This is a genomic window from Bradyrhizobium sp. B039 (genome assembly GCF_038965675.1).
In the GTDB taxonomy this organism is placed as follows: domain Bacteria; phylum Pseudomonadota; class Alphaproteobacteria; order Rhizobiales; family Xanthobacteraceae; genus Bradyrhizobium; species Bradyrhizobium diazoefficiens.
Genome location: NZ_CP152416.1, coordinates 8525154 through 8547883 on the forward strand (window position 1 = coordinate 8525154; position 22730 = coordinate 8547883).

Consider the following 22730-nt stretch of genomic DNA (forward strand, 5'->3'; position numbering starts at 1 on the left):
GTCGAAAACAACCCCATGCACAGTAGAAGGGCGTTGGATTCATTGGACAACTTCGACGGGGAATTTGGAGGTGAAGGAACCATCACCTACGTCCTCCGCTGCGGATCGACGATGTCGCGGAGGCCGTCGCCGAGGAGGTTGAAGCAGAACACGGCGATCATCAGAGCGAGGCCCGGGAACAGTGCGATCCACCATTCGCCTGAGACCATGAAGCCCGCGCCTTCCGCGACCATGATGCCCCATTCGGCAGTCGGCGGGCGGACACCGAGGCCGATGAAGGAGAGGCCGGCAGCATTGAGGATGGCGTAGCCCATGGTCAGCGACATCTGCACGATCATGATCGGCATGATGTTCGGGAGAATATGCACCAGCACGATGCGGAATTCGCCGTTGCCGGACAGGCGCGCGGCCTGCACGAAGCCGGCATTGCGGCGGACATTGGCCTCGGCACGCGCGACGCGGGCATAGAGCGGGAAGTTCACGATCGCGGTCGCAAGAATGATGTTCTGCACCGTGTTGCCGAGCGCCGCGACGATGCCCATCGCCAGCACGAACAGCGGAAACGCCATGATGGTGTCGGCGATGCGGCCGACGATGCGGTCGGTCCAGCCGCCAAAGTAGCCCGCTGCGATACCGGCGAGGCCGCCCATCAGGAACACCAGCACGACGGAGGCGATCGCGATGAAGGTATCGAGACGCGTCGCCACGACGACGCGGCTGAAGATGTCGCGGCCGAGCTGATCCGTCCCGAACCAGTGCGCCGCCGACGGCGGCTTCAGCGACGCGGCGGTATCGGAGGCAAGCGGATCATACGGCACCACATAGGGACCGAAGATCGCGGCGATGAGGATCACAATCAGCAGGGCGAAGGCAAAACCCGTGACCTTGTTTTCGCCGAGAACGTAGCGGGTCTGTTCGAGGATCGCGACCAGTCCCGAGGTACGGGCGGGACCGACCGGTTCAACCGCAGGCGCAACGGAGCTCATGATTTAGCCCTCCAACCTGACGCGCGGATCGATCACGCCGTACAAAATGTCGATCACCAGATTGAGCAGCACGTACATGACCGCCATGGTCAGCACGAAACCCTGCACCGGCGCGAAGTCCGACGAGATCAGCGCTTCCACCGCGTAGGAGCCGATGCCGGGCCAGGCGAACACTTTTTCCACCAACACGTTCGCACCGAGCAGGAACGAGAACACCATGCTGAGCGTGGTGATCACGGGCAGCATCGCGTTGCGGAAGGCATAGGTGACGATGACGGTCGCCGGCGACAGGCCGCTGGCGCGCGCGGTGCGGACGAATTCGGAGGCGAGCACCGCCAGCATCGAGGCGCGGGTCATGCGCGCGATCGGTGCCAGCGAGAAGATCGCAAGCGTCGTCGCCGGAAGAATGAGCTGGCTCAGCGCCGAGCGGAACGCCTCGAGGTCGCGCGCGATCAGGGTGTCGATCAGATAGAAGCCGGTCACCGTCGGCGGCGCGCTGTAGAATACATCGAGACGGCCGAGCGGCGCGGGCGACCAGCCGAGCCGGAAATAGAAAACGTAAACGAGAACGAGGCCGGTGAAGAACACCGGCAGCGAGACGCCCGCCGTCGTCGTGACCCGACAGAGGTGATCGACCCATGACCCCGGCCGCGTCGCCGCCAGCACGCCGAGCGGAATGGCGATCACGATCGAGACGATGAGGCCGAGCAGCGTCAGCTCGGCCGAGGCCGGCAGGCGGTTGCGGATCTCGGCCGCGACCGGCTGGCCTGTGGTGAGCGAGTTGCCGAAATCACCATGGGCGAGGTCGTTGGTATAGCGGAAGAACTGCTCGATCAGCGGCCGGTCGAGACCGAGCTTCTTCCGGATCTGCTCGACGGCCTCTTTCGTCGCGGCGGGACCGGCGAAATACGCGGCGGGATCACCAGGCAGCGCGCGCGTCAGCAGGAAGGTGACGATGACGACGCCGATCAGCGAGGGTATCGCGAACATCAGGCGCTTGCCGATCATGGTCAGCATGGGAGTGCTCTCCTTCTGCCTAGCCATTGGAAGCAAATTCGAACGACTTGCTCAGCTGCGTTCCCTCCCCCCTTGTGGGGGAGGGCTAGGGAGGGGGGTGGCTCCGGGAGGGGTCGGAGTTCGTGGCTACCCCCCTCCCTGCCCCTCCCCCATAAGGGGGGAGGGAATGAGATGACAGTGCCCACCTCACTCCAGTGGAAGAGACCAACACATGCCGATGCGTCGCCGACCATCAGCATGACACCTCACCCCTTTGCCATCGCGCGGTAGTCCAGGCGGCGATGGAACCAGTATTGGTAGCCGCTGATGTTCTTCTGCATCGCGACGTTGACGAAGGGCTGGTACAGCGGGATGCGCGGGATGTCGCTGTAGGCGAGATCGACGAAACCCTTCACGTCGGTGTCGTAGGCCGCGGTGTCGCCGCTCGCGGCCGCAGTGCGCGCGCCGTCGATCAGCTTGTCCATCTCCGCCGACTTGTAGCTCATGGTGTTGAAGACGGAATTGTTGCCGTGATAGCACCAGTAGAAGAAGTACTCGGGGTAATCGAGCCAACCCGAGAACACGTTGGTGAAGAGCGGCATCTCCTTCTTGTTCAATTCGGTGCGCCAGTTGGCGCCGGGCACCTTGTTGATGGTGGTCTTGATGCCGAGCTGGGCGAGCGATTCCTGCACCAGCACGCAGAGCGGCTCGTTGACGCCGGCGAAATTGAGGTCGAACGAGATCGTGGTCTCGAAACCGTTGGCGTAGCCGGCCTCCGTCAGCAGCGCCTTCGCCTTCTCCATGTCGGTGTTGTATTTGTGCTGCTGCGGCCAAGCGACCTCGGTGGCCTTGTCCTTGGCGGCGCCGAACATGGGATTGCCGAGCCCGAACAGCACCGCGTCCATGATCTTCTGGTAGGGCAGCGCATAGGCGATCGCCTGCCGCACCTTGACGTTGTCGAACGGCGGCTTGGTGACGTTCATGCCGATATACTGGATGCCGTTGGAGAACGGCAGCGACACCACGTTGAGCTTGCCGCTCGCCTTCATCTCCTGGAAATCCTTGAACGGCAGCTCGTAGGAGATGTCGGCGTCGCCGCGCTCCAGCAGCGCACGGCGATTGCCCGCCTGCGGCACCATGCGCCAGATCACGCGCTTGATCTTCGGCAAGGGCCCGCCGACCCAATCCTCGTTGCGCTCCATGATCACTTCGGTGCCGGCGGTCCACTTCGTCACCTTGTAGGCGCCGGAGCCCGCGGTCTGCTGCTTGGTGAATTCGAGACCCCAGGGATCCTTCTCGCTGGCGTTCTTCTTCACCAGCTCGGAGTTGACGATGCAGGGCACGATCACCGCGAGATCGGGAATCGTCAGCTTGTCCTTTTTCAGGAAATCGACGCGCACGGTGTAGTCGTCGATCACGACGAACTGCTCGGGCTTGGTCAGCGAGCCCGCGCTCATCTGGAAGGTCGGGAAGCCGCCGACGCTGACGGCACGGTCCAACGACCACTTCACGTCCTTGGCGGTGACCGGCGCGCCATCGTGGAATTTGGCGTTCTTCTTCAGCTTGAAGGTGACCGACATGTCGTCGATCTTCATGTCCTCGGCGAGCTCGCCCTTGAACTTGTCGCGATCGTAATAGGGCACGCCGCCGGGGCCGCTCTTCATCTCGTGGCTGATCAGCCGGTCGTAGCAATTCCAGGACACCTCATCCGGGCACGTTGGTGCCGACGCCGTGGATGTCGAGATTGTTGGGGCCGCCCTCCGAGACGATCAGCAGCGTCTCCGAGCGAGCGTCGGCCCTGGCGGAGGACATCACCGACGGCATGGCCGGAAGCGCCGCGCCTGCGGCCAATCCGGAAACGGACTTGAGGAAATCGCGGCGCTTCATGAAATCGCTCCAACACAAAAGTTTCTGGTTGGAACTAGATTCGCAAGGTTCGTGCCAGAGCTTAACGAGACGTTAGTCTCGCGCTAATCAACTGATATCACTTGATCTTTTTGATTTTTGTCTGACTTTCCGGAGAGCGGCGCACCTCCTATTTGCATACAAAGACGGAAAATTGCTCAAAATTTCATCCATGAAACGTGAGAGCCCATTCGGGAGGCGGCGGCAGGACTCATCGCGCAGATAGCCGGGCGCCCGTGCTGAAGCCACTAGGCCCGGCCGTCATTTCGGGGCGATGCGCAGCATCGAGCCCGGAATCCATCGGGCCACAGAATGCGTGGGAAAATGGATTCCGGTCCCGCCGCTTCGCGGCGCCCCGGAATGACGGAGAGGGGTGGGGCCGGAGCACTCACTCCGCCCAGATCAGGTCCTGCAGCTCGACGAGATCCCTCGCCTTGTCCTGCCAGCCCTCGATGCAGATGTGGCTGTTGAGATCGCTGGCGTGGTGCAGCAGCATCAGGGCCATCAGGCGCCGCTTGAGCGCATAGTCCAGCTTCGCATAGCCAAACCCTTCGAGCAGGCTGCGCACCCTCCCCGGCCGGCCCGCCGCCATGAAGGCGCCGGGGCCGAGCAGGTCGTAGTCGCGCCATCCCGCCCGCACGTCGCCGAAGTCGAACAGGCCGGCGAGCGACCATTGCCCGTCATGGCAGGCGAGCAGAAAGTTCTCCGGAATGTATTCGCCGGTCAGGAGCACCGGCGGCGCGTCCATCGGAACGAGGCGGGCCGCATCGCGCAGGAGATCGTCGAGGCCTCCAAGGAATTTGGGCGCAAGGCCGAGACGCTGGTGCCTGGCGCGGCACCCCTGCATCTGGGCGCGCATGAACTCGTCCCAGCGCGGCTCTATTGCTGCGAGAGGGCCAAGCGGCGCGCGCTGCACGGCCGCGATGGTCTCGCCGATCTGGCGCAGCAGGCGCTCCTTCTGCTGTTCCGGCAGAGACGGCCAGACCTCCGAGCCGAGCGTGCCGACAAGACGCGTGATGACGAGATAGGGCCAGCCGTCGCGCATCCCTTCCGCGACGACCTGCGGAATTGGCAAGGAAAGACGTCCCGCAAGCTGCGTCAGCGAACCGCGCTCGGAGACGAATTGCGCGTGGAGCAGCGGCGGGAAGATCTTCAGGATCAGGCGCTCACCGAGGCCGACCACGAGATTGGTACCTGTTACAAACACCTGCGGCGCGCCGACGTCGAGGCCGTGGCTGCGCGCGATGTCGAGCGCGATCGGCAGCCATCGGGACTGGTCGGCGCGCAAGGCACGGTAGGCCTCGAGGCTCGTCGACGCGGACATGCCCCAAGCACCGACTGAATCCGGCGGCAGCGACTCCTCCATCACAGCGCCCGGCTCCGTCCGGTGTTATTCCAGGACATCCTTGACGCTGTTCTTGATGGTCGAGGGGACCGCATGCTCGGGGACTTCGATGGTCTGCGCACCGCGCGTGATCCGGTAACTGAACGCGTCGGCCTGACCTGGATGAGCGGGCGCGACCTTCTTCGGATCGGCAAACAGCTGCTCCACCGTCTTCTGATCGGCGGCGGACAGATCCGACAATGCCACTTCACCGCGGCTCTTGAGGTGAGGGCCGCCGAAGCCGGCGAACCCTCCGACGCGCTCGATCTTCAAGCGATCCACGCTTCCTTCCTTCCGTATCGCACGTTTTAGAGCCCGACCTTCTTCCATCCGGTATCGACGGCGGCGAGGACTGCGGCATCGCCAGGATACAACGTGTGGGCACCCTGCCGGGTCCGCGCCGCGAATGCCTTCATCGTCATGTTCGGCGCCGGCCCGAAACCAGTGAGCGAATGATACCACACCTGCCCGATCCTGGCCCAACTGTATCCGCCAAGCGTCGTGCAGGCGGTGTAGAAGGCGAGGTTCGGCGGCCCGCTCGCGTAATGCGGGTCCATGCCGGGCGTCACTTGCGAATATTTGGTCGGCTGCGGCGCCAGGCAGTGCTTGGCGGCGGGATCGGCCATGTCGCGCAGGCAGGCGAACCCCTTCTTCTTGGCCGCCGGCCCCATGATGTCGCGCCCGATCAGCCAGTCAGCCTTCTTGACGTCCTGCTTGGCCTCCCATTGCCGGAACATCGAGCCGAAGCAGTCGGAGATGCTCTCGTTCAGGCCGCCGGCATCGCCGCTATAGGCGAGCTGGAGGCTATGCTGGGTCACGCCATGGGTCAGTTCGTGGCCGATGACGTCGTTGCCGCGGGTGAAGTCGACGAAGATGCTGCCGTCGCCGTCGCCATAGACCATCTGCGAGCCGTTCCACATCGCGTTGTTGTACTTCTCGCCGAAATGAACCGACGACATCATGGTCATGCCGTGATCGTCGATCGAATTCCGGTTGAAGACCTGCTGGTAGAACCTGGCCACCTTGGTGGTCTGGTTGAAGGTGCGCTTGACGGAGCCGTCCGAGGACGTCTTCGGCTTCGGCACGGGCGTGCCGGGCAGCGTCTGCGTGTGCTTGCAGTCGTAGACCGTGACCGTCGGCGCCGCGGCCAGCGTGACCAGACCTGCGGCGCGCGCCGCCACGACGCTGGTCAATTTCGCCGTCTGCGTCCGCAATTCGCGCAGTTCATGACTGACCTGGACGGTGTCGACCATCTGCTTGCGAAGCACGGCGGACAGCTTCTTGTCCTGGGAAAGTCTGGTCAGAACGTCGTTCGGGATGATGCAACATGAGCAAGGCATAAGCGATCTCCATCACAACTTTTCCGGAAAAATGATAGTTGAAACAACCTCAAGATTATCGCTGCGCGCCCGCGGCACAAGTGATGTGGCTCACACGGGCGTCATTGTTTCGAGAGCGTGGATTTGCGGCCCGCCCGCGGATCCGTGCATCGCTTCAAATTTCGTGATGTGGAGTCGCGTGCGCGCGCAGCGGGCCGAGCAGCGCCTATCGCTCCGGGCTGGCGCGCTCGAACTGGCGCAGCAGCTTGTTGCCGCGCTCGACGGCGGAATCCAGAGCTCCCTGCGCGCTCTTCTGGCCGGCAAAGGCCTGCTCCAGCTCGTCCTCGATCGCGCCGCGGATCAGCACGAAGGAGCCGAGCCGGATGCCCTTCGAGTTCGACGTCGGCGGATGCAGCGTGATCTCCTCGAACGAGATCGCCGAGCCCGGATTGCGCTCGTAGAAGCCTTGCGCGCGCGTCAGCTCGTAGGCGGCGCGGGTGATCGGCAGATATCCGGTGTTCTGGTGCCAGGCCGCCTGCACGCCGGGCTGCGACAGATAGGCGAAGAACCGCGCAACGCCCTTGTATTCCGCGCGCGGCCGATCACGCAGCACCCACAGCGTGGCGCCGCCGATGATCGAGTTCTGCGGCGCGTCCTTCACCTCGGGCCAGTACGGCATCATGCCGTAGCCGATCTCGAATTTCGAGTTCGCGTTGATGTCGGCGCGCGTCGCCGAGGAGCCGATGAAGATGCCGCATTCGCCGTTCTGGAAGCGCGGCTCGGCCGACTGGCCGCGGCCGCCATAGTCGAACAGCCTGGTCTTCTGCCACTCAGCCAGCTGGGCGACGTGCTTGACGACGACCGGATTGTTGATGGTCAGCTCGGCATCGAGCCCGGCAAAACCGTTGGTGCGGGTCGCGAGCGGCAGGTTGTGGAAGGCGGAGAGATTCTCGATGTGGATCCAGGACGGCCAGGACGTGGTGAAGCCGCAAGGAGCGCCGCGGTCGCGCAGACGCTTTGCGATCGCGCCAAGCTCGGGCCATGTCTTCGGCGGCGCCTCCGGATCGAGGCCGGCGTCACGGAACATGGTCTTGTTGTAGTAGAGGATCGGCGTCGACGAATTGAACGGGAACGACAACAGATTGCCGGCCGCATCGGTGTAGTAGCCGGAGACGGCGGGAAGGTAGTCGTTGAGCGAGAACGGCTCGCCCTGGTCCCGCATCAGGCTGAACACCGGATAGATCGCGCCCTTGGCCGCGGTCATGGTGGCGGTGGCGACCTCGTTGACCTGGACGATCGCGGGCTGGCTGCGCGAGCGGAAGGCGAAGATCGCCGCCGTCACCGTCTCGGTATAGTTGCCCTTGTAGGCAGGCACGATCCGGTAATCGGATTGCGAGGCGTTGAAGTCGGCGGCGAGCTTTTCCAGTTGCCGGCCGAGCTCGCCCGACATGGCGTGCCACCACGCGATGTCGGTGGCGGCGTTGGCCTGCGCGGTGAACGTGAAGGCCGCGGCGGTGGCAACGACCTGCAAACAGCGCAATGCTGAAATCACGATGGCTCTTTCCATGTCGCGCGGCAAAAGGCGACCCCGTCCTGCTTACGGCGCGGCATTTCCAGTTTCAACCGGGAATGACGGCCGGCCGCGCCGCACAATCACCCCGCGGGCCGCGGCGGGATGGCCTTCCCTTAACCATCTGCTAGATTGCATTGAACCTTTTGGTCTCGCCATAGACTCCACCACTGAGGGGTTGAGTGTGCCAGTGTTGAACCGTGCCGAACTCTCACGGACCGGGGTGATTTTCATCGCGCTTTTGTTCGCCATTTGCGCGACGAGCGCCGTTGCGCGTGAATTTCGCGCCGCCGACACCCAGACCGAGGATTACCCGACCGTCCAGGCGCTGCGCTACATGGGCGCGCTGATCGCCGAGCGCACCGGCGGCCGGCACGAGATCAAGGTTTTTCATTCCCGCCAGCTCGGCGAGGAGAAGGAGACCATCGAGCAGACCCGGGCCGGCGCGATCGACCTCAACCGGACCAATGTGGCGCTGATCGGCAATTTCGTCCCGGCGATGAACGTGCTCGCCATGCCGTTCCTGTTCCGGTCCATCGAGCACATGCAGAAGGTGCTGGACGGGCCGATCGGCAGCGAGATCCTTGGCAGCTTCGAGCCCTACGGTTTCGTCGGGCTCGCCTTCTACGATTCCGGGGCGCGCTCGATCTACAACGGCGCCCGCCCCGTCAAAAGCATCGCAGACCTCCGGGGCCTGCGGATCCGGGTGCAGCAATCGGAGTTGATGAGCGAGATGATGCGCTCGCTCGGCGCCGAGCCGATCGAGATGCCCTATGGGCAGGTGCTCGCCGGGCTTGCCAATCATCTGATCGACGGCGCCGAGAACAACTGGCCATCTTTCGTGACGACGGACCATTACAAACATGCCGGCTACCTCGCGCTCACCGAGCACACGATGAGCCCCGAAGTGCTGGTGATCTCGCTCAAGGCCTGGAGCAGCCTGTCGGCGGACGACCAGACCATCTTCCGGGAGGCCGCGCAGCGCTCCAGCCGCTTCATGCGCGAGAAGTGGCGCGACCTCGAGGAGCAGTCGCAGCGCAAGGCGGAGGAAGCCGGCGTCACCATCGTCAGGGATATCGATCGCAAGCCGTTCGAGGGCGCGATGGCGGCGATCTACGCCAAGGCCGGGCGCGATCCCGCCGCGGCCGCACTGATCGAACGCATTCGCAAGGTGGAGTGAGCCTCGTTGCCCGCGTCTGGACACAGCGAGCACGCAGACAGGCAGCCCGGGCCGCTCGGGCGGCTGCGCGCGCGCCTTGTCGGCGCGCTCCGGGCGGTGCCGATCCGCTGGCGCATCCTGTCGATCGCGGCGCTGAACTCCGCCGTGGTCGTGGTGCTGGTGGCGCTGATCTGGAACGGCTCGCAGGTGCTGGGCTCGGCCTGGGACGACGTGCGCCAGGTGCGCGAGTCCGACCGGATCCTGGCGCTGCTCGAAAGCGAGACCGGGCGGCTGCACAATCTGATCCACCGCTACATCAACCAGCCGAGCCCGGACCTGTTCGCGGAAATCCTGCTGCTGCGCGAGGCGGTGCTGGGCACCCTCGCCAACCGCGCCGCCAAGGACCCGATGCTGTCGGGCTCGGTCGAGGAGCTGGAGCGCACCACCGACCGCTTCCTCAACGGCTTCGGCGAGCTGCGCAGCGTCCAGGCCACCATCGCCAAGACCTATGAGGACCAGGTCCAGGGCCCGGCCAGGGACATGGCGGGCCTGTATTCCATCATCGAAGGCGCCACCGGCCATCGCGACGCGCTGATCTGGCCCTCGCTCGGCAAGTCGCGCGAGGCCTTCACCGCGATGCTGGTCGCGGCCAACTCCTACTATCTGTCGCAGTCGTCAGGCGCGGCCGACGACGCGCGCCACAACACCGAGACGATCGAGAAGACCATCCCCGTGATGATCGACCTCGCCGACAACGACCTCCAGCGCATGGCGCTGCAACGGCTCGCGACCCGCACCGTGGCGCTGCGCGAGGGCTTTGCAAAACTCTCCGAGCAGCTGATGAGCCGCACCGAGCTGCTGCGCAACACCATCGACGCCAGCCAGGCCGAGGCGATCGGCGCCATCGACGACCTCTCGACCAAGATGCGCCAGCGCGAGCAGAAGGCGCAGGAGACGTTCGACCGCACGCTGGCGGATATTTCGCGGCGCGTGCTGTCGATCGCGGTGATCTTCCTCGGCATCATCCTTACCGCCGGCGTGCTGATCGCGCTGTCGATCCGCCTGCCGCTGCAGCAGATCATGGCGGCGATGCGCGCGATCACGCTCGGCGACCTCGACCGCGAGGTGCAGGGCACCAAGGCACGCGACGAGGTCGGGGCCATGGCCCGCGCGGTGGAGGTGTTCCGCGAGAACGCGATCGCCAAGCGTGAGACCGAGGACGAGCTGCGCGCGTCCAAGGAGAAGGCCGAGAGCGCGCTGCTCGAGCTCAACACCGCGCAGCAGAACCTGATCGACGCCGAGCGGCTCGCGGCGCTCGGCGGCCTCGTTGCCGGCGTCGCGCACGAGGTCAACAACCCGATCGGCATCAGCCTCACCGTTGCGTCGAGCTTTGCCCGGCGCAGCGATATCTTCGAGGCCCAGCTCAAGGGCGAGGGCGGCCTGCGCCGCTCGCAGCTCGAAGAGTTCGTGCAGGCCTCGCGCGATGCCTCGCAGCAGCTGGTCGCCAACCTCCAGCGCGCCGGCGAATTGATCCAGTCGTTCAAGCAGGTCGCGGTCGACCGCTCCCATGCCGAGCGGCGGCAGTTCAGCTTGAGCGAAGCCACCGACCAGATCATCGCCAGCCTGCGCCCGGTGCTGAAGCGCTCGCCGATCACGCTCCAGGTCGACGTACCCGAGGGCCTGCTGCTCGACGGCTACCCCGGCTCCTACGGCCAGATCCTGACCAACCTCTTCCTCAACGCCGCCAACCACGCCTTCGCCGACGGGCGCGCCGGCACGATCACGATCTCGGCGCGGCCGCGCGGGGCCGACGACATCGAGATCATCTTCACCGATGACGGGGCCGGCATGACCCCGGACGTGCAGCGCCAGGCCTTTGACCCATTCTTTACCACCCGGCGCAATGAAGGTGGTACGGGACTTGGCCTCCATATCGTCTATAACCTCGTCACCCAGCAGCTCGGCGGGCGGATGATGCTGGAATCCAAGCTGGGACAAGGCACTACTTTTCGCATTATCATGCCCCGGGTCGCCAAGGGCGGCGCGCAAAGCACAGAGATTGACGGGACTTCTCAATGGCCGAACAGGACGATGTCCTCCACCTGATCGACGACACCGGCACCGCGTCGGAGGATACGGACGCCCGGAAATGGAAGATCGCCGTCATCGACGACGATCCGGCCGTGCATGACGGCACCCGTTTCGCGCTGTCCGATTACAGCCTCAACGGCCAGGGCCTGGAGATCCTCTCCGCCTATTCCGCGGCCGAAGGCCGCAAGCTGATGGCCTCGCACAACGACATCGCCGCGGTGCTGCTCGACGTCATCATGGAGACCGACGTCGCCGGCCTCGAGCTGGTCGAGTTCATCCGCAACGAGATCCGCAACGAGACCGTGCGCATCATCCTGCGCACCGGCCAGCCCGGCCAGGCGCCCGAGCGGCGCGTGATCGTGCAGTACGACATCAACGACTACAAGGCCAAGACCGAGCTCACCGCCGACAAGCTGTTCACCTCGCTGACCGCGGCGCTGCGCTCCTATCAGCAGCTCGAGCGCATGGTGCAGACGCGGCGCGGCCTCGAGATCATCATCGACGCGGCCTCGACGCTGTACGACTTCAAGTCGATGCAGCGGCTCGCCGAGGGCGTGCTGACCCAGCTCGCCTCGCTGCTCAATGTCGATTGCGCCGGAATACTGGTCCTGCGCGACAATGGCGGCGTCGACCCCGAGCTCTCGGTGCTCGCCGGCAGCGGCTGCTACAGCCGCTTCATCGGCACCACGACGTCGAAGGCGCTCGACCCCGACCTGCGCGAGATGGTCGAGGCCGCCTTCCAGCGCCGCAAGAACGAATTCGCCGACCACCGCAGCGTGATTTACTTGCGCACCGGAAGCGGCCGCGAGGTGGTCGTGCTGCTGCAGGCCGAGCGCGAGCTGTCCGAGACCGACCGCTCGCTGGTCGAGATCTTCTCCAGCCGGCTCTCGATCGCCTTCGACAACGTCATCCTCTATCAGCAGCTCCAGGACGCCAACACGCAGCTGGAAGACCGCGTCGCCCAGCGCACCCGCGCCCTGATGCAGGCCAACCGCCGCCTCTCGGCGCAGTGGCTGCGGCTGCAGCGCGCCAACGGCTTCAAGAACGAGATCCTGGGTACCGTCGCGCACGATCTGAAGAATCCGCTCGGCGTCATCCTCGGCCGCACCGAGATGCTGAAGGAGCTGATCTCGACCGGCGCCTCGTCCAGCGGCGTGGTCGCCCAGGTCGATCACATCCGCGACGCCACCAAGCGCCTGACCACGATGGTCGATCACCTGATCTCGGACGCGATGGCCGATGCCTTCGACATCACCATCCGCCGCGAGCCGGTCGACGTCGCCGCCCTGGTCAAGGAGGTCGCCGACGCCAACCAGCCGCTCGCCGTCAACAAGCAGCAGGCGATCAGCGTCGCCGCGCCGTCCAACATCGTCACCATGTGCGACACCGACCGCATCCGGGAGGCGATCGACAACCTCATCAGCAACGCCATCAAGTACTCACCGATCGGCGGCAAGATCAGCGTGGCCGTCGCCCATGAGGGCAGCGAGACCATCGTCCGCGTCAGCGACGAGGGCGCCGGCCTGTCGCCGGAGGATCTCGGCCGCCTGTTCGGCCGGTTCCAGCGGCTGTCGGCAAAACCGACCGCCGGCGAGAGCTCGACGGGGCTTGGGCTTTCCATCGTCAAGCGTATTATCGACATGCATGGCGGCGAGGTGACCGCCGACAGCGACGGCCCCGGCAGGGGCTCGACCTTCACCATCACCCTCCCCGCGACCGAACTGCCGTGATCTCAAGACCATGACCCAAAGCCAGCACATCATGATCGTCGACGACGAGGCCCCGGCCCGGGAGATGGTCGGCGATTACCTCAAGATGCACGGCTTCACCGTGACGCTGTGCGACGGCGGCAAGTCGTTGCGCGCCGCGATCGACGGCGGCATGCCCGATCTCGTCGTGCTCGACCTCAACATGCCCGAGGAAGACGGGCTGTCGATCATCCGCGACCTCAAGAGCCGCATCAACGTGCCTGTCATCATGCTCACGGCGACCGCGAGCCCGATCGACCGCGTCGTCGGGCTTGAGCTTGGCGCCGACGACTACGTGGCAAAGCCCTGCGAGCTGCGCGAGCTGATGGCGCGCATCCGCTCGGTGCTGCGCAGAAGCGGGCCGGCCAAGGCCGCGGCGCCGGAGGCTGCGGCGGCGAAATCGGACAAGGATCAGCTGGTCCGCTTCGGCACCAAATGGCTCGACCTCGAAGCCCAGGCGCTGCGCGACGACGAGGGCAACGAGCATCCGCTGACCGCATCCGAGTTCGGGCTGCTCAAGGTGTTCGCGGCCAATCCGAAGCGCGTGCTGTCGCGCGAACGTCTGCTCGAACTGGCCAATGCGCGCGACGCCGAAGCCTTCGACCGCGCCGTGGACCTGCGCATCATGCGCATCCGCCGCAAGATCGAGCCCGACCCGGCAAAACCCGCCGTGATCCGCACCATCCGCGGCGGCGGCTATCTGTTCTCGCCGGCTGGCGAGAAGACGTAGGGGCGCGCTGCAAATACAGCTGTCGTCCCGGACAAGCGCCAGCGCAGATCCGGGACCCATAGCCACGAAATTGGGTTTGGCGAAGACTCGGAGTTACCAGCTTCGCGCCACAACGCCTCCCTGTGATTATGGGTCCCGGATCGGCGCGCGCTTTTGGCGCGCTTGTCCGGGACGACGGCGGAGTGCGGGGCGCGACTGAACGCAAACCCCGAAAATTCGTTCCCGGCGCCTCCGCTCGCTGCCAAATCCCCACCCCCGTATTTTCCGTACATTGAAATTCCACGCTTTTTTGCCCCGAATGTTTCGTCGCGCCCTGTCCGACGAAACAATTTGGCGGCGCACGAAACCATTTTCCGCTTTTCGCGCAGACGTCCCGAAACGGTGGCTGATTAACACTTTGGTCCAAGGAAACGCCGCTCGGTTGCGGCGCTACGGGGAGCCAAGTCTATGCCGAACGTCATCGCCATCAACGCCCAGGCCAGCCAGAGCATCATCGCTGCTCAGGCGACTTCGGACGATATGCTTCTGGAGAGCATTGCCGACGGCAACCGGACGTCGATGCACATCCTGTATTGCCGGCACAATGTGCGGGTTTACCGTTTCATCCTGCGTATCGTGCGTGATGCCACCACCGCGGAAGACCTTGTCAGCCAGGTGTTCCTCGACGTGTGGCGGACCGCCGGCCAGTTCCAGGGCCGCTCGCAGGTCTCGACCTGGCTGCTGTCGATCGCCCGCTTCAAGGCGCTGACCGCGATGCGCCAGCGCCGCTTCGAGGACATCGACCAGGAAGACGTGCGCCAGATCCCTGACGACACCGACACCCCGGAGACCTCGCTCGACCGCAGCGACACCAGCGCCATCCTGCGCGCCTGCGTGCAGAAACTGTCGCCCGCGCATCGCGAGATCATCACCCTCGTCTACTACCACGAGAAGTCCGTGGAGGAGGTCGGTCGGATCATCGGCATCCCCCAGAGCACGGTGAAGACGCGGATGTTCTATGCCCGCAAGCAATTGGCGGATTTGCTTAAGGGCTGCGGCGTCGACCGATTCGCTGCCTGAAAGCTCATGATTTCAAAGGGATAGGACCGGACCAGCGGCCCTATTCCCGGACACGGAAGTGTTACCGCGGACGAAACAATTGAAACAAACCACAACATCAGGCGGAAAAACTTCCCTCCTATAAAGCTCACATACGGTTTTGCTTAAACCTCCCAAGACTTCCAACGACCCGGACGGGATGCCCCCCTCCGGGTCGTTTTGTGTTTGGGCCTGAGGTCGCCAGCGCGAGCCCGGCCTCTCCCGCTTGCGGGAGAGGCCGACGTGCCCGGGCGATGCGGAGCATCGTCCCGCGCGCGGCGGGTGAGGGCGGGCTCTCTCCTCTCGGGGAGTGTCCCGTTGCGGAGACACCCTCTCCCCAACCCTCCCCCGCGAGCGGGGGAGGGAGCGCACCGTCACCCTGATGGGCACCCCGTCACGAAGCCGTGACGCCACGTAACGACTGCCCCTCCCATCCCGAACTGCCCTCGTGACCTCCCTCGCGAGTGGCCCATGCTCGACCTGATCTTCGCCGTCTTTGCCGGCGTCCTCACCATCGCTGCGCCGTGCACGCTGCCGATGCTGCCGATCCTGCTTGGCGCTTCGATCGGACGCGCGGGGCATCTGCGGCCGGCGATGATCGCGCTCGGATTCGTCATCTCGTTCTCGGCGACTGCGCTGCTGCTCGGCGCGATCACGCGGCTGTTCGACTTCGATCCGAACGTGCTGCGCGAAGCGGCGTCCATCCTGCTGCTCGGCTTCGGCCTCTTGATGCTGTGGCCGGCGCCGTTCGAATGGCTGTCGATCCGGCTCAATGGCTGGCTCGATCTTGGTGCTGCGAGCGCCGCGCAGCGCGAGGGCGCGCTTGGCGGGCTCATCCTCGGCACCACGCTGGGCCTGGTCTGGACGCCCTGCGCAGGGCCCGTGCTCGGCTCGATCCTGACGCTGGTGGCGACGACGAAGAATGCGACCTGGGCCGGCACGCTGCTGGTCGCCTACGCCATCGGCGCGGCGATCCCGATGCTCGCGATCGCCTATGGCGGACAGGCCGCGACGACACGCGTGCGCAGCCTCGCGCGCATCTCGCCGCGCCTGCAGCAGGGCTTTGGCGTCGTCGTGATCGGCTTCGCGGTCGCCGCCTACTTCCAATACGACACGCTGATCGTGGCGTGGCTCACCGGCTTCTATCCCACCGGCCAGATCGGCCTGTGATCACCACAAAACTCACCGGAGGACGCTTCCATGACCTTGAAACTGCTCGCCGTATCCGCCGCCCTGATCGGCATGGCCGTGACCGGCGCCGTCATCCCCGGCATCTGCGACGACGCCGCACGCGCAGCGCCTCTCGTCACCGCCGCCGCAAGCCAGCAGACCGCGCCCGACTTCACCGGCATCAACACCTGGTTCAACTCGAAGCCGCTGAGCATCGCCGACCTGCGCGGCAAGGTCGTGCTGGTCGATTTCTGGACCTATGGCTGCGTCAACTGCGTCAACACGCTGCCGCACGTCACCGACCTCTATGCAAAATACAAGGACAAGGGCCTGGTCGTGGTCGGCGTGCACACGCCGGAATTCCCGTTCGAGCGCTCTGCCTCCAATGTGCAGGCCGCCCTGAAGCGTCACGGCATCACCTATCCGGTGGCGCAGGATAACGATTCGAAGACCTGGAACGCCTACGGCAACCAGTATTGGCCGGCGCAATACATCATCGACCAGACCGGCAAGATCGTGTTCCAGCACGCCGGCGAAGGCCGCTACGACGAGATCGACCGCACGGTGGCAAGGCTGCTGAACGCCAGCAGCTGATGCGGCGCGGACATCACGCGGCTGGTTTCGCCTGACGGCCTTGTTGCTTGACTCCACGGACCGGTCCGTGGAGTTTCGCGAGCCTCGAAATCAGCCGCCCGCGATGGACGACGCGCCCACCAGCAACGACATCCGCCTCCGTGAAGGCTCCTCGATCGCGCAGCGGCTGGTCGTGGCCGGCTCTGCGGCGGCCGTTGCGCTCTGCTTCACGCCCGGCCTGTTCACGCACGACACGCTGGAAATCATCATCTCGGTGGTCGCGCTGCTGGTGGGAGCGGGATTTGTCGTCGGCATCATGATGGCGCCGGCGGTGGTGTGGATCATCACACCCGACGAGATCCTGATCGGGCATCAGCGTCCCTTCGGAAAACTCCAGACGCGGATCGTTCCGAAGGACGACATCACGGGGTTGCAAGTTCCCGGCAGCAAGCGGGTGAAGGCCCGCTTTCAGCTGGTCTTCACGCTTGTCTCGGGCGAGCGCCTGACGTCGCCGCCGATCTCGGACGTCACGCATGTGCGCGACACCGTGGCACGGATCGCCACGCAATTCGACGTTCCCCACGTCGAGGAGCCGGTCAATCCGCTCGATGCCAGCAATTCCGAGATGCATCTCGGCGAGCCGCTCGAGGCGTTTTCCGCACGGGACATAAGGATCGTCGCACTGATCGCCGTCGCCTTGTCCGCCGTGCCCTACGCCTACAAGCTCTGGCGCGGATGGCCGCCGAGCCATGTCGATATCCTGCTGCTGCCGCTCGGCGCGATCGCGGCGTTCGCCGTGTATCGCTACGCCAACCTCGTGACCGGCGCGTTCTGGATCATCCGCGAGGGCGACATCCGCGTCGAACGCCTGTGGGGCGACGGCCAGCCGCGCACCGACCATATCGAGGGCCACGAGGTGAAGACGATCACCGTCGACCGCCGCGGCCGGTCCGAGGACGAGCACTGCATCGTCACGATCCGGTTGCGCTCGGGCCGACGCTTTCGCAGCCCCCGCATCGGCTCGCGGCTCGAGGCCCGCGCCGTGGGGGCCGAAATCGTGCGGCGGCTCGGGATCGCGGCGGAGAATAACAAGATCTGACGGGTCGCCGCCTGGCGAGGTCCCTTTGCCTCTCCCGCTTGCGGGAGAGGCCGACGCGCCCCGGGCGATGCGAAGCATCGTCCCGAGCGCGGCGGGTGAGGGCTCTCGCCACGCAGGGACGTTCTCCGCAATCCCAGGCAATCCCGACGCGGAGACACCCCCACCCCAGCCCTCCCCCGCAAGCGGGAGAGGGAGCCGAGTGCCGATGCCGCCGCATCATGCACACCACATGCGATAGCCCTCCCCGCAAGCGGGGGAGGGAGCGCACCGGCCTCGCGGCCGCCATCTAGGCTTTTCGCGCCATCCCCTGTTTGTGGCATTGCCGTGGGCCCGTCAAAAAAGCAAAGCATTCTCGTGACATACCAGCCGGGCGCGCCATCAACTTGCCATGAACATGCCCCTGAGATTTGATGGCTTTGAATGATTTGCGCTGTGGCAGCGGGGAGAGCTTGAAATGACGGATTTTCGTCGCCTGACCGGGATATTCGCGGCTGCGATCGGCCTGATCCTGTCCGCACCACAGGCCATCGCGCAGCAGCCCGACCGCGGCGACGAGCCGGGTCTGGTCGCTGACGACGCCTACCAGCTCGAGCCGGAATGGCAGAAGCAGGTGGTCTACTTCCGCACCACCGAGACGCCGGGCACCATCATCATCTCCACCGCAGAGCGCCACCTCTATCTGGTGCAGCCGGGCGGGCGCGCGATCCGCTACGGCATCGGCGTCGGCCGCGACGGCTTCCAGTGGCAGGGGCTGGTGAACATCACCAACAAGAAGGAATGGCCGGACTGGACGCCGCCGCCCGAGATGATCCAGCGCCAGCCATATCTGCCGCGCTTCATGGCCGGCGGCCCCGGCAATCCGCTCGGCGCCCGCGCCATGTATCTCGGCACCACCGTGTACCGCATTCACGGCACCAACCGTCCCGATACGATCGGCACCAAGGTGTCCTCGGGCTGCTTCCGTCTCGTCAACAACGACGTCGCCGATCTCTACGATCGCGTCCCTGTCGGCACCAAGGTGGTCATCCGGCAGAAGCCCGAACTCTAAGTTCCCCGCCTTCGCAACACTTCCTTTTCTTCCCGATTATTTCGAGAGAGAGACATCATGCGCACTTTTCGAGGCGGCCTGCTGATCGGGCTCGCGGTCGCCGTGCTGGTCGGCGTGCTCGCCGTCATCTACGAGTTCTACGACACCCGCACCCTGAAGCGTACGGTTCGCCGCGGCGAAGTGCTGTGCGGCGTCAACAAGGGCCTGCCGGGCTTCTCGATCCCCGACGACAAGGGCAACTGGACCGGCTTCGACGTCGATTTCTGCCGCGCGGTGGCGGCGGCGATCTTCAACGATCCGGCCAAGGCGAAGTTCGTCGCGCTCGACGCCAGCGAGCGCTTCAAGGAATTGCAGAGCCGGAAGGTGGACATCCTCTCGCGCAACTCGACCTGGAGCATGGCGCGCGAGCTCGACTACGACCTCTATTTCCCGGCGGTCGCCTATTACGACGGCGCGGGCTTCATGCTGCCGCGTTCGCGCAACAAGGAAACGTCGCTGGACCTGACCGGCAGCAAGGTCTGCGTGCAGACCGGGACCACGACGGCGCTCAACGTCTCCGACTACTTCCGTGCCAACAACATGAAGTACGAAGAGGTGAAGTTCGACAAGCTGGACGACGTGGTGAAGGCCTACGACACGGGCAAGTGCGATACGCTCTCCGCCGACGTCTCGCAGCTCTACGCCCTGCGGCTGAACCTGTCGAAGCCCGGCGATCACATGATCCTGCCGGACATGATCTCCAAGGAGCCGCTCGCCCCCGTGGTGCGCCAGCGCGACGACGACTGGATGATGATCGTGAAGTGGACGCTGTACGCGATGATCAACGCCGAAGAGCTCGGCGTCTCCTCGGAGAACATCGACGAGGCGCTGAAGTCGAAAAAGCCGGAAGTGATGCGCCTCGTCGGCACCGAAGGCAATTACGGCGAGCAGCTCGGCCTCACCAAGGACTGGGTCGTCCGCATCATCCGCAATGTCGGCAATTACGGCGAGATGTACGAGCGCAATATCGGCGAGAAGTCGAAGCTGAAGATCCCGCGCGGCATGAACCAGCTGTGGAACGCCGGCGGCGTGCAGTACGCGCCGCCGATGCGGTAACGGCGGTTCCTCCGCCGTCATTGCGAGGAGCGCAGCGACGAAGCAATCCAGAATCCCTCTGCGGTGACAGTCTGGATTGCTTCGCTGCGCTCGCAATGACGAGATGAGGCACGAGCTTTCCACACTCTCAACCGTCATCGCCCGCGAAGGCGGGCGATCCAGTATTCCAGAGCCAGTTGTTATTGATCGAGACGCCGCGGCGTACTGGGTCGCCCGGTCAAGCCGGGCGACGACACTGATTGTGAGGCGGCGTCCTGCGCCTCACGTCCACCCGCCTCAATATCCCCGCGCCCTTGCCAGCTGCTCGGTGTGGTAATTCGCATCCCCGAATAGCTCCTCGCACACCCGTGCGCGCTTCATGAAGAAGCCGATGTCGAACTGGTCGGTCATGCCCATGCCGCCATGCATCTGCACGCCTTCCTGGACCGCGCGCGTGGCGGTGGTGCCGGCGCGGGCTTTTGCGACCGCGACGGCTGACGTGGCTTTGGCGACGTCAGCATCCAGCGCCTGGAGCGCCTTCATCACCGCGGCGCGGGTGATCTCGATGTCGACATAGAGCTCGGCGGCGCGATGCTGCAGCGCCTGGAATTCGCCGATCAGCTTGCCGAACTGCTTGCGACTCTTCAGGTACTCGACGGTGCGATTGAACACCTCGTCGCTGAGGCCCACCATTTCGGCGGCCACCGCGCCGCGGCCGATGTCGAGCACGCCGTCGAGCAGACCGGCAGCCTGATCGACCTCGCCGAGCACGCTGTCGGCATTGACCTCGACATTGGCAAGCTCGATCCGCGCCGCGTTGTGCGCATCGACCATGATGGTGCGCTCGATCGCGACGCCCTTGGCTTTGGGGTTGACCAGGAACAGCGTCAGGCCGTCGCGCTCACCGGCGGAGCCCGCGGTGCGTGCGGCGACGATGAGGAGATCGGCGACGTGACCGTCGACGACCAGGGCCTTGGCACCGGAGAGCTTGAATCCGTTGCCGGCACGCACGGCCTGGAGGCTGGTCCGGAGCGGGCGATGCTTGGCGCCCTCGTCGATCGCGAGCGTCGCCAGCAGCGAGCCGTTGGAAACCTTCGGCAAATATTCCGACTTCTGCGCGGCATTGCCGCCGCGATTCAGCGCCGAGGCTGCGACCACGCTGGTGGCGAGGAAGGGCGACGGCATCAAGGTGCGGCCGATCTCCTCCATCACGACGCCGGCCTCGACGAAGCCGAGACCGGAGCCGCCGAACTCTTCCGGCACGAGCAGGCCGGCAAAGCCCATCTCGGCGAAGGAATGCCAGAACTCCTTGGAGAAGCCGGTCGGATCCCTGGAGTCGCGCAAGTGGCGCAGGTGCGACACCGGCGCCTTGTCGCTGATCAGCCCGCGCGCAGAGTCACGGAGCATCGATTGTTCTTCGGTGAGGACGAGGGCCATGGCTTCAGTCTCTAGCGTCTTTGTAAATCTGTTGGTGTCATTCCGGGGCGCGTCGAAGACGCGAACCCGGAATCTCGAGGTTCCGGGTTCGGTCCTGCGGACCGCCCCGGAACGACGGCGGAGTTAGGCCCCCGGCAGATCGAGGATGCGCTTGGCGACGATGCCGAGCATCACTTCGGACGTGCCGCCCTCGATCGAGTTGGCCTTGGTGCGCAGCCAGGCGCGCGGACGGGCGCCCTGCTTGGAGCGCTCGCTCTCCCATTCCAGCGCATCGACGCCGCCGGCCGACATCAGGATCTCGTAGCGGCGCTTGTTGAGCTCGGTGCCGTAATATTTCATCGCGGAGGAGAACGCCGGATGCGCCTGCCCCGCCTTGGCGAGATCGACGGCACGCTCGGCGCAGGCGGCTAGCGCGGCTTCATCGACATCGAAGCTCGCGATCTTGCCGCGCAGCATCGCATCGTCGAGGCGACCTTGCGCATCGCTGCCGACGGAATCGGCTGCGATCTGGCCGAGCGGACGGCCGACGCCGCGCTCGCCCATGCCCGAGATCATCGCGCGCTCGTGCTGGAGCAGATATTTCGCGACGTCCCAGCCGCGGTTGACGGTGCCGACCACATGCGATTTCGGCACGCGGACGCCGTCGAAGAAGGTCTCGCAGAACGGCGAGTAGCCGGAGATCAGGAGGATCGGCTTGGTCGTCACGCCCTTCGAGGTCATGTCGAACAGGATGAAGCTGATGCCGTCGTGCTTCTTAGCGGCCGGATCGGTGCGGACGAGGCAGAAGATCCAGTCGGCATAGTTGGCGTAGGAGGTCCAGATCTTCGAGCCGGTGATGACGAAATCATCGCCGTCGCTCTCGGCGCGGGTCTGGAGCGAAGCGAGATCGGAGCCGGCGTTCGGCTCGGAATACCCCTGGCACCAGCGGATCAGGCCCGCCGCGATCTTTGGCAGGTGCTCCTTCTTCTGCGCCTCGTTGCCGTATTTCAGCAGCGCCGGCCCGAGCATCCAGATGCCGAAGCTCGACAGCGGCGGCCGAGCGCCCATCTTGGCCATCTCCGCGCGCAGCACCTTGTGCTCGGCAGCGCTCAATCCGCCGCCGCCATATTCCTTCGGCCAGTCCGGCACGGTCCAGCCCTTGTCGCGCATGCGCTCGAACCAGATGCGCTGCGGCTCGGACGAGAATTTTGCATTGCGCCCGCCCCAGAACACGTCGGCGTCCGACGTTGCGGGCCTGCGCATTTCCGGCGGGCAGTTGGCTTCAAGCCAAGCGCGCGTCTCGTTGCGGAATGTTTCGAGATCGGCCGTTTCAGAATCGCTCATGGTCGTTTCCATCAATCAAAATCGACTTGTTGGGCGCGACT

General features: G+C 65.0%; 18 protein-coding genes and 1 pseudogene. 10 read left to right on the top strand and 9 right to left on the bottom strand.

Going from position 1 to position 22730, the window contains the following annotated elements; genetic code table 11:
* Positions 1-86 precede the first annotated feature (86 nt).
* From AAFG50_RS40280 to ugpB, 7 genes and pseudogenes are all read right to left on the bottom strand, one after another.
* Positions 87-986, bottom strand: coding sequence for an ABC transporter permease (locus AAFG50_RS40280; RefSeq protein ID WP_028172695.1), 900 nt, complete (start codon positions 984-986; stop codon positions 87-89).
* A gap of 3 nt (positions 987-989) precedes the next feature.
* Positions 990-2003: an ABC transporter permease gene (locus tag AAFG50_RS40285; RefSeq protein WP_011083857.1), complete on the bottom strand. Its 1014-nt coding sequence runs from the start codon at positions 2001-2003 to the stop codon at positions 990-992.
* 245 nt (positions 2004-2248) lie between these two features.
* A pseudogene (locus tag AAFG50_RS40290) lies at positions 2249-3869 on the bottom strand (ABC transporter substrate-binding protein).
* Between the two features lie 406 nt (positions 3870-4275).
* Complete coding sequence (locus AAFG50_RS40295) at positions 4276-5211, bottom strand: aminoglycoside 3'-phosphotransferase/choline kinase family protein (protein ID WP_028172693.1); 936 nt, start codon at positions 5209-5211, stop codon at positions 4276-4278.
* Positions 5212-5277: 66 nt separating this feature from the next.
* Entirely contained in the window at positions 5278-5544 is a 267-nt protein-coding gene (locus AAFG50_RS40300) for a protealysin inhibitor emfourin (protein ID WP_028172692.1), read from the bottom strand.
* Between the two features lie 35 nt (positions 5545-5579).
* Positions 5580-6611 (bottom strand): M4 family metallopeptidase, encoded by a 1032-nt coding sequence (locus AAFG50_RS40305; protein WP_011083854.1) that lies wholly within the window; start codon positions 6609-6611, stop codon positions 5580-5582.
* A 205-nt stretch (positions 6612-6816) separates the two neighbouring features.
* Positions 6817-8157: a sn-glycerol-3-phosphate ABC transporter substrate-binding protein UgpB gene (gene ugpB / locus AAFG50_RS40310; protein ID WP_028172691.1), complete on the bottom strand. Its 1341-nt coding sequence runs from the start codon at positions 8155-8157 to the stop codon at positions 6817-6819.
* A 187-nt stretch (positions 8158-8344) separates the two neighbouring features.
* Between ugpB and AAFG50_RS40315 the strand changes: the two genes are divergently transcribed.
* From AAFG50_RS40315 to AAFG50_RS40360, 10 genes are all read left to right on the top strand, one after another.
* Positions 8345-9340: a TRAP transporter substrate-binding protein gene (locus AAFG50_RS40315; RefSeq protein ID WP_011083852.1), complete on the top strand. Its 996-nt coding sequence runs from the start codon at positions 8345-8347 to the stop codon at positions 9338-9340.
* A 6-nt stretch (positions 9341-9346) separates the two neighbouring features.
* Complete coding sequence (locus tag AAFG50_RS40320; RefSeq protein ID WP_028172690.1) at positions 9347-11425, top strand: HAMP domain-containing sensor histidine kinase; 2079 nt, start codon at positions 9347-9349, stop codon at positions 11423-11425.
* Positions 11395-13140 carry a DUF3369 domain-containing protein gene (locus AAFG50_RS40325; RefSeq protein WP_028172689.1) on the top strand — a complete coding sequence of 582 codons (1746 nt, stop codon included), beginning with the start codon at positions 11395-11397 and terminating at the stop codon, positions 13138-13140. The genes AAFG50_RS40320 and AAFG50_RS40325 overlap by 31 nt, the downstream gene beginning before the upstream one ends.
* A gap of 10 nt (positions 13141-13150) precedes the next feature.
* Positions 13151-13888: a response regulator gene (locus AAFG50_RS40330; RefSeq protein WP_011083849.1), complete on the top strand. Its 738-nt coding sequence runs from the start codon at positions 13151-13153 to the stop codon at positions 13886-13888.
* 447 nt (positions 13889-14335) lie between these two features.
* Entirely contained in the window at positions 14336-14947 is a 612-nt protein-coding gene (locus AAFG50_RS40335) for a sigma-70 family RNA polymerase sigma factor (protein WP_011083848.1), read from the top strand.
* A 489-nt stretch (positions 14948-15436) separates the two neighbouring features.
* Entirely contained in the window at positions 15437-16135 is a 699-nt protein-coding gene (locus tag AAFG50_RS40340; protein ID WP_028172688.1) for a cytochrome c biogenesis CcdA family protein, read from the top strand.
* 30 nt (positions 16136-16165) lie between these two features.
* Positions 16166-16729: a thioredoxin family protein gene (locus AAFG50_RS40345; protein WP_028172687.1), complete on the top strand. Its 564-nt coding sequence runs from the start codon at positions 16166-16168 to the stop codon at positions 16727-16729.
* Positions 16730-16832: 103 nt separating this feature from the next.
* Positions 16833-17807 carry a hypothetical protein gene (locus tag AAFG50_RS40350; RefSeq protein WP_028172686.1) on the top strand — a complete coding sequence of 325 codons (975 nt, stop codon included), beginning with the start codon at positions 16833-16835 and terminating at the stop codon, positions 17805-17807.
* A 454-nt stretch (positions 17808-18261) separates the two neighbouring features.
* Entirely contained in the window at positions 18262-18855 is a 594-nt protein-coding gene (locus AAFG50_RS40355) for a L,D-transpeptidase (protein WP_028172685.1), read from the top strand.
* Between the two features lie 57 nt (positions 18856-18912).
* Positions 18913-19950 (top strand): amino acid ABC transporter substrate-binding protein, encoded by a 1038-nt coding sequence (locus AAFG50_RS40360; protein ID WP_011083843.1) that lies wholly within the window; start codon positions 18913-18915, stop codon positions 19948-19950.
* A 276-nt stretch (positions 19951-20226) separates the two neighbouring features.
* On the opposite strand, the gene AAFG50_RS40365 is transcribed toward AAFG50_RS40360, so the two are convergent.
* Positions 20227-21366 (bottom strand): acyl-CoA dehydrogenase family protein, encoded by a 1140-nt coding sequence (locus AAFG50_RS40365; protein WP_028172684.1) that lies wholly within the window; start codon positions 21364-21366, stop codon positions 20227-20229.
* Positions 21367-21489: 123 nt separating this feature from the next.
* On the bottom strand, positions 21490-22689 hold the full coding sequence (locus tag AAFG50_RS40370; protein WP_028172683.1) for an acyl-CoA dehydrogenase family protein: 1200 nt from the start codon (positions 22687-22689) through the stop codon (positions 21490-21492).
* Between the last annotated feature and the right edge of the window lie 41 nt (positions 22690-22730).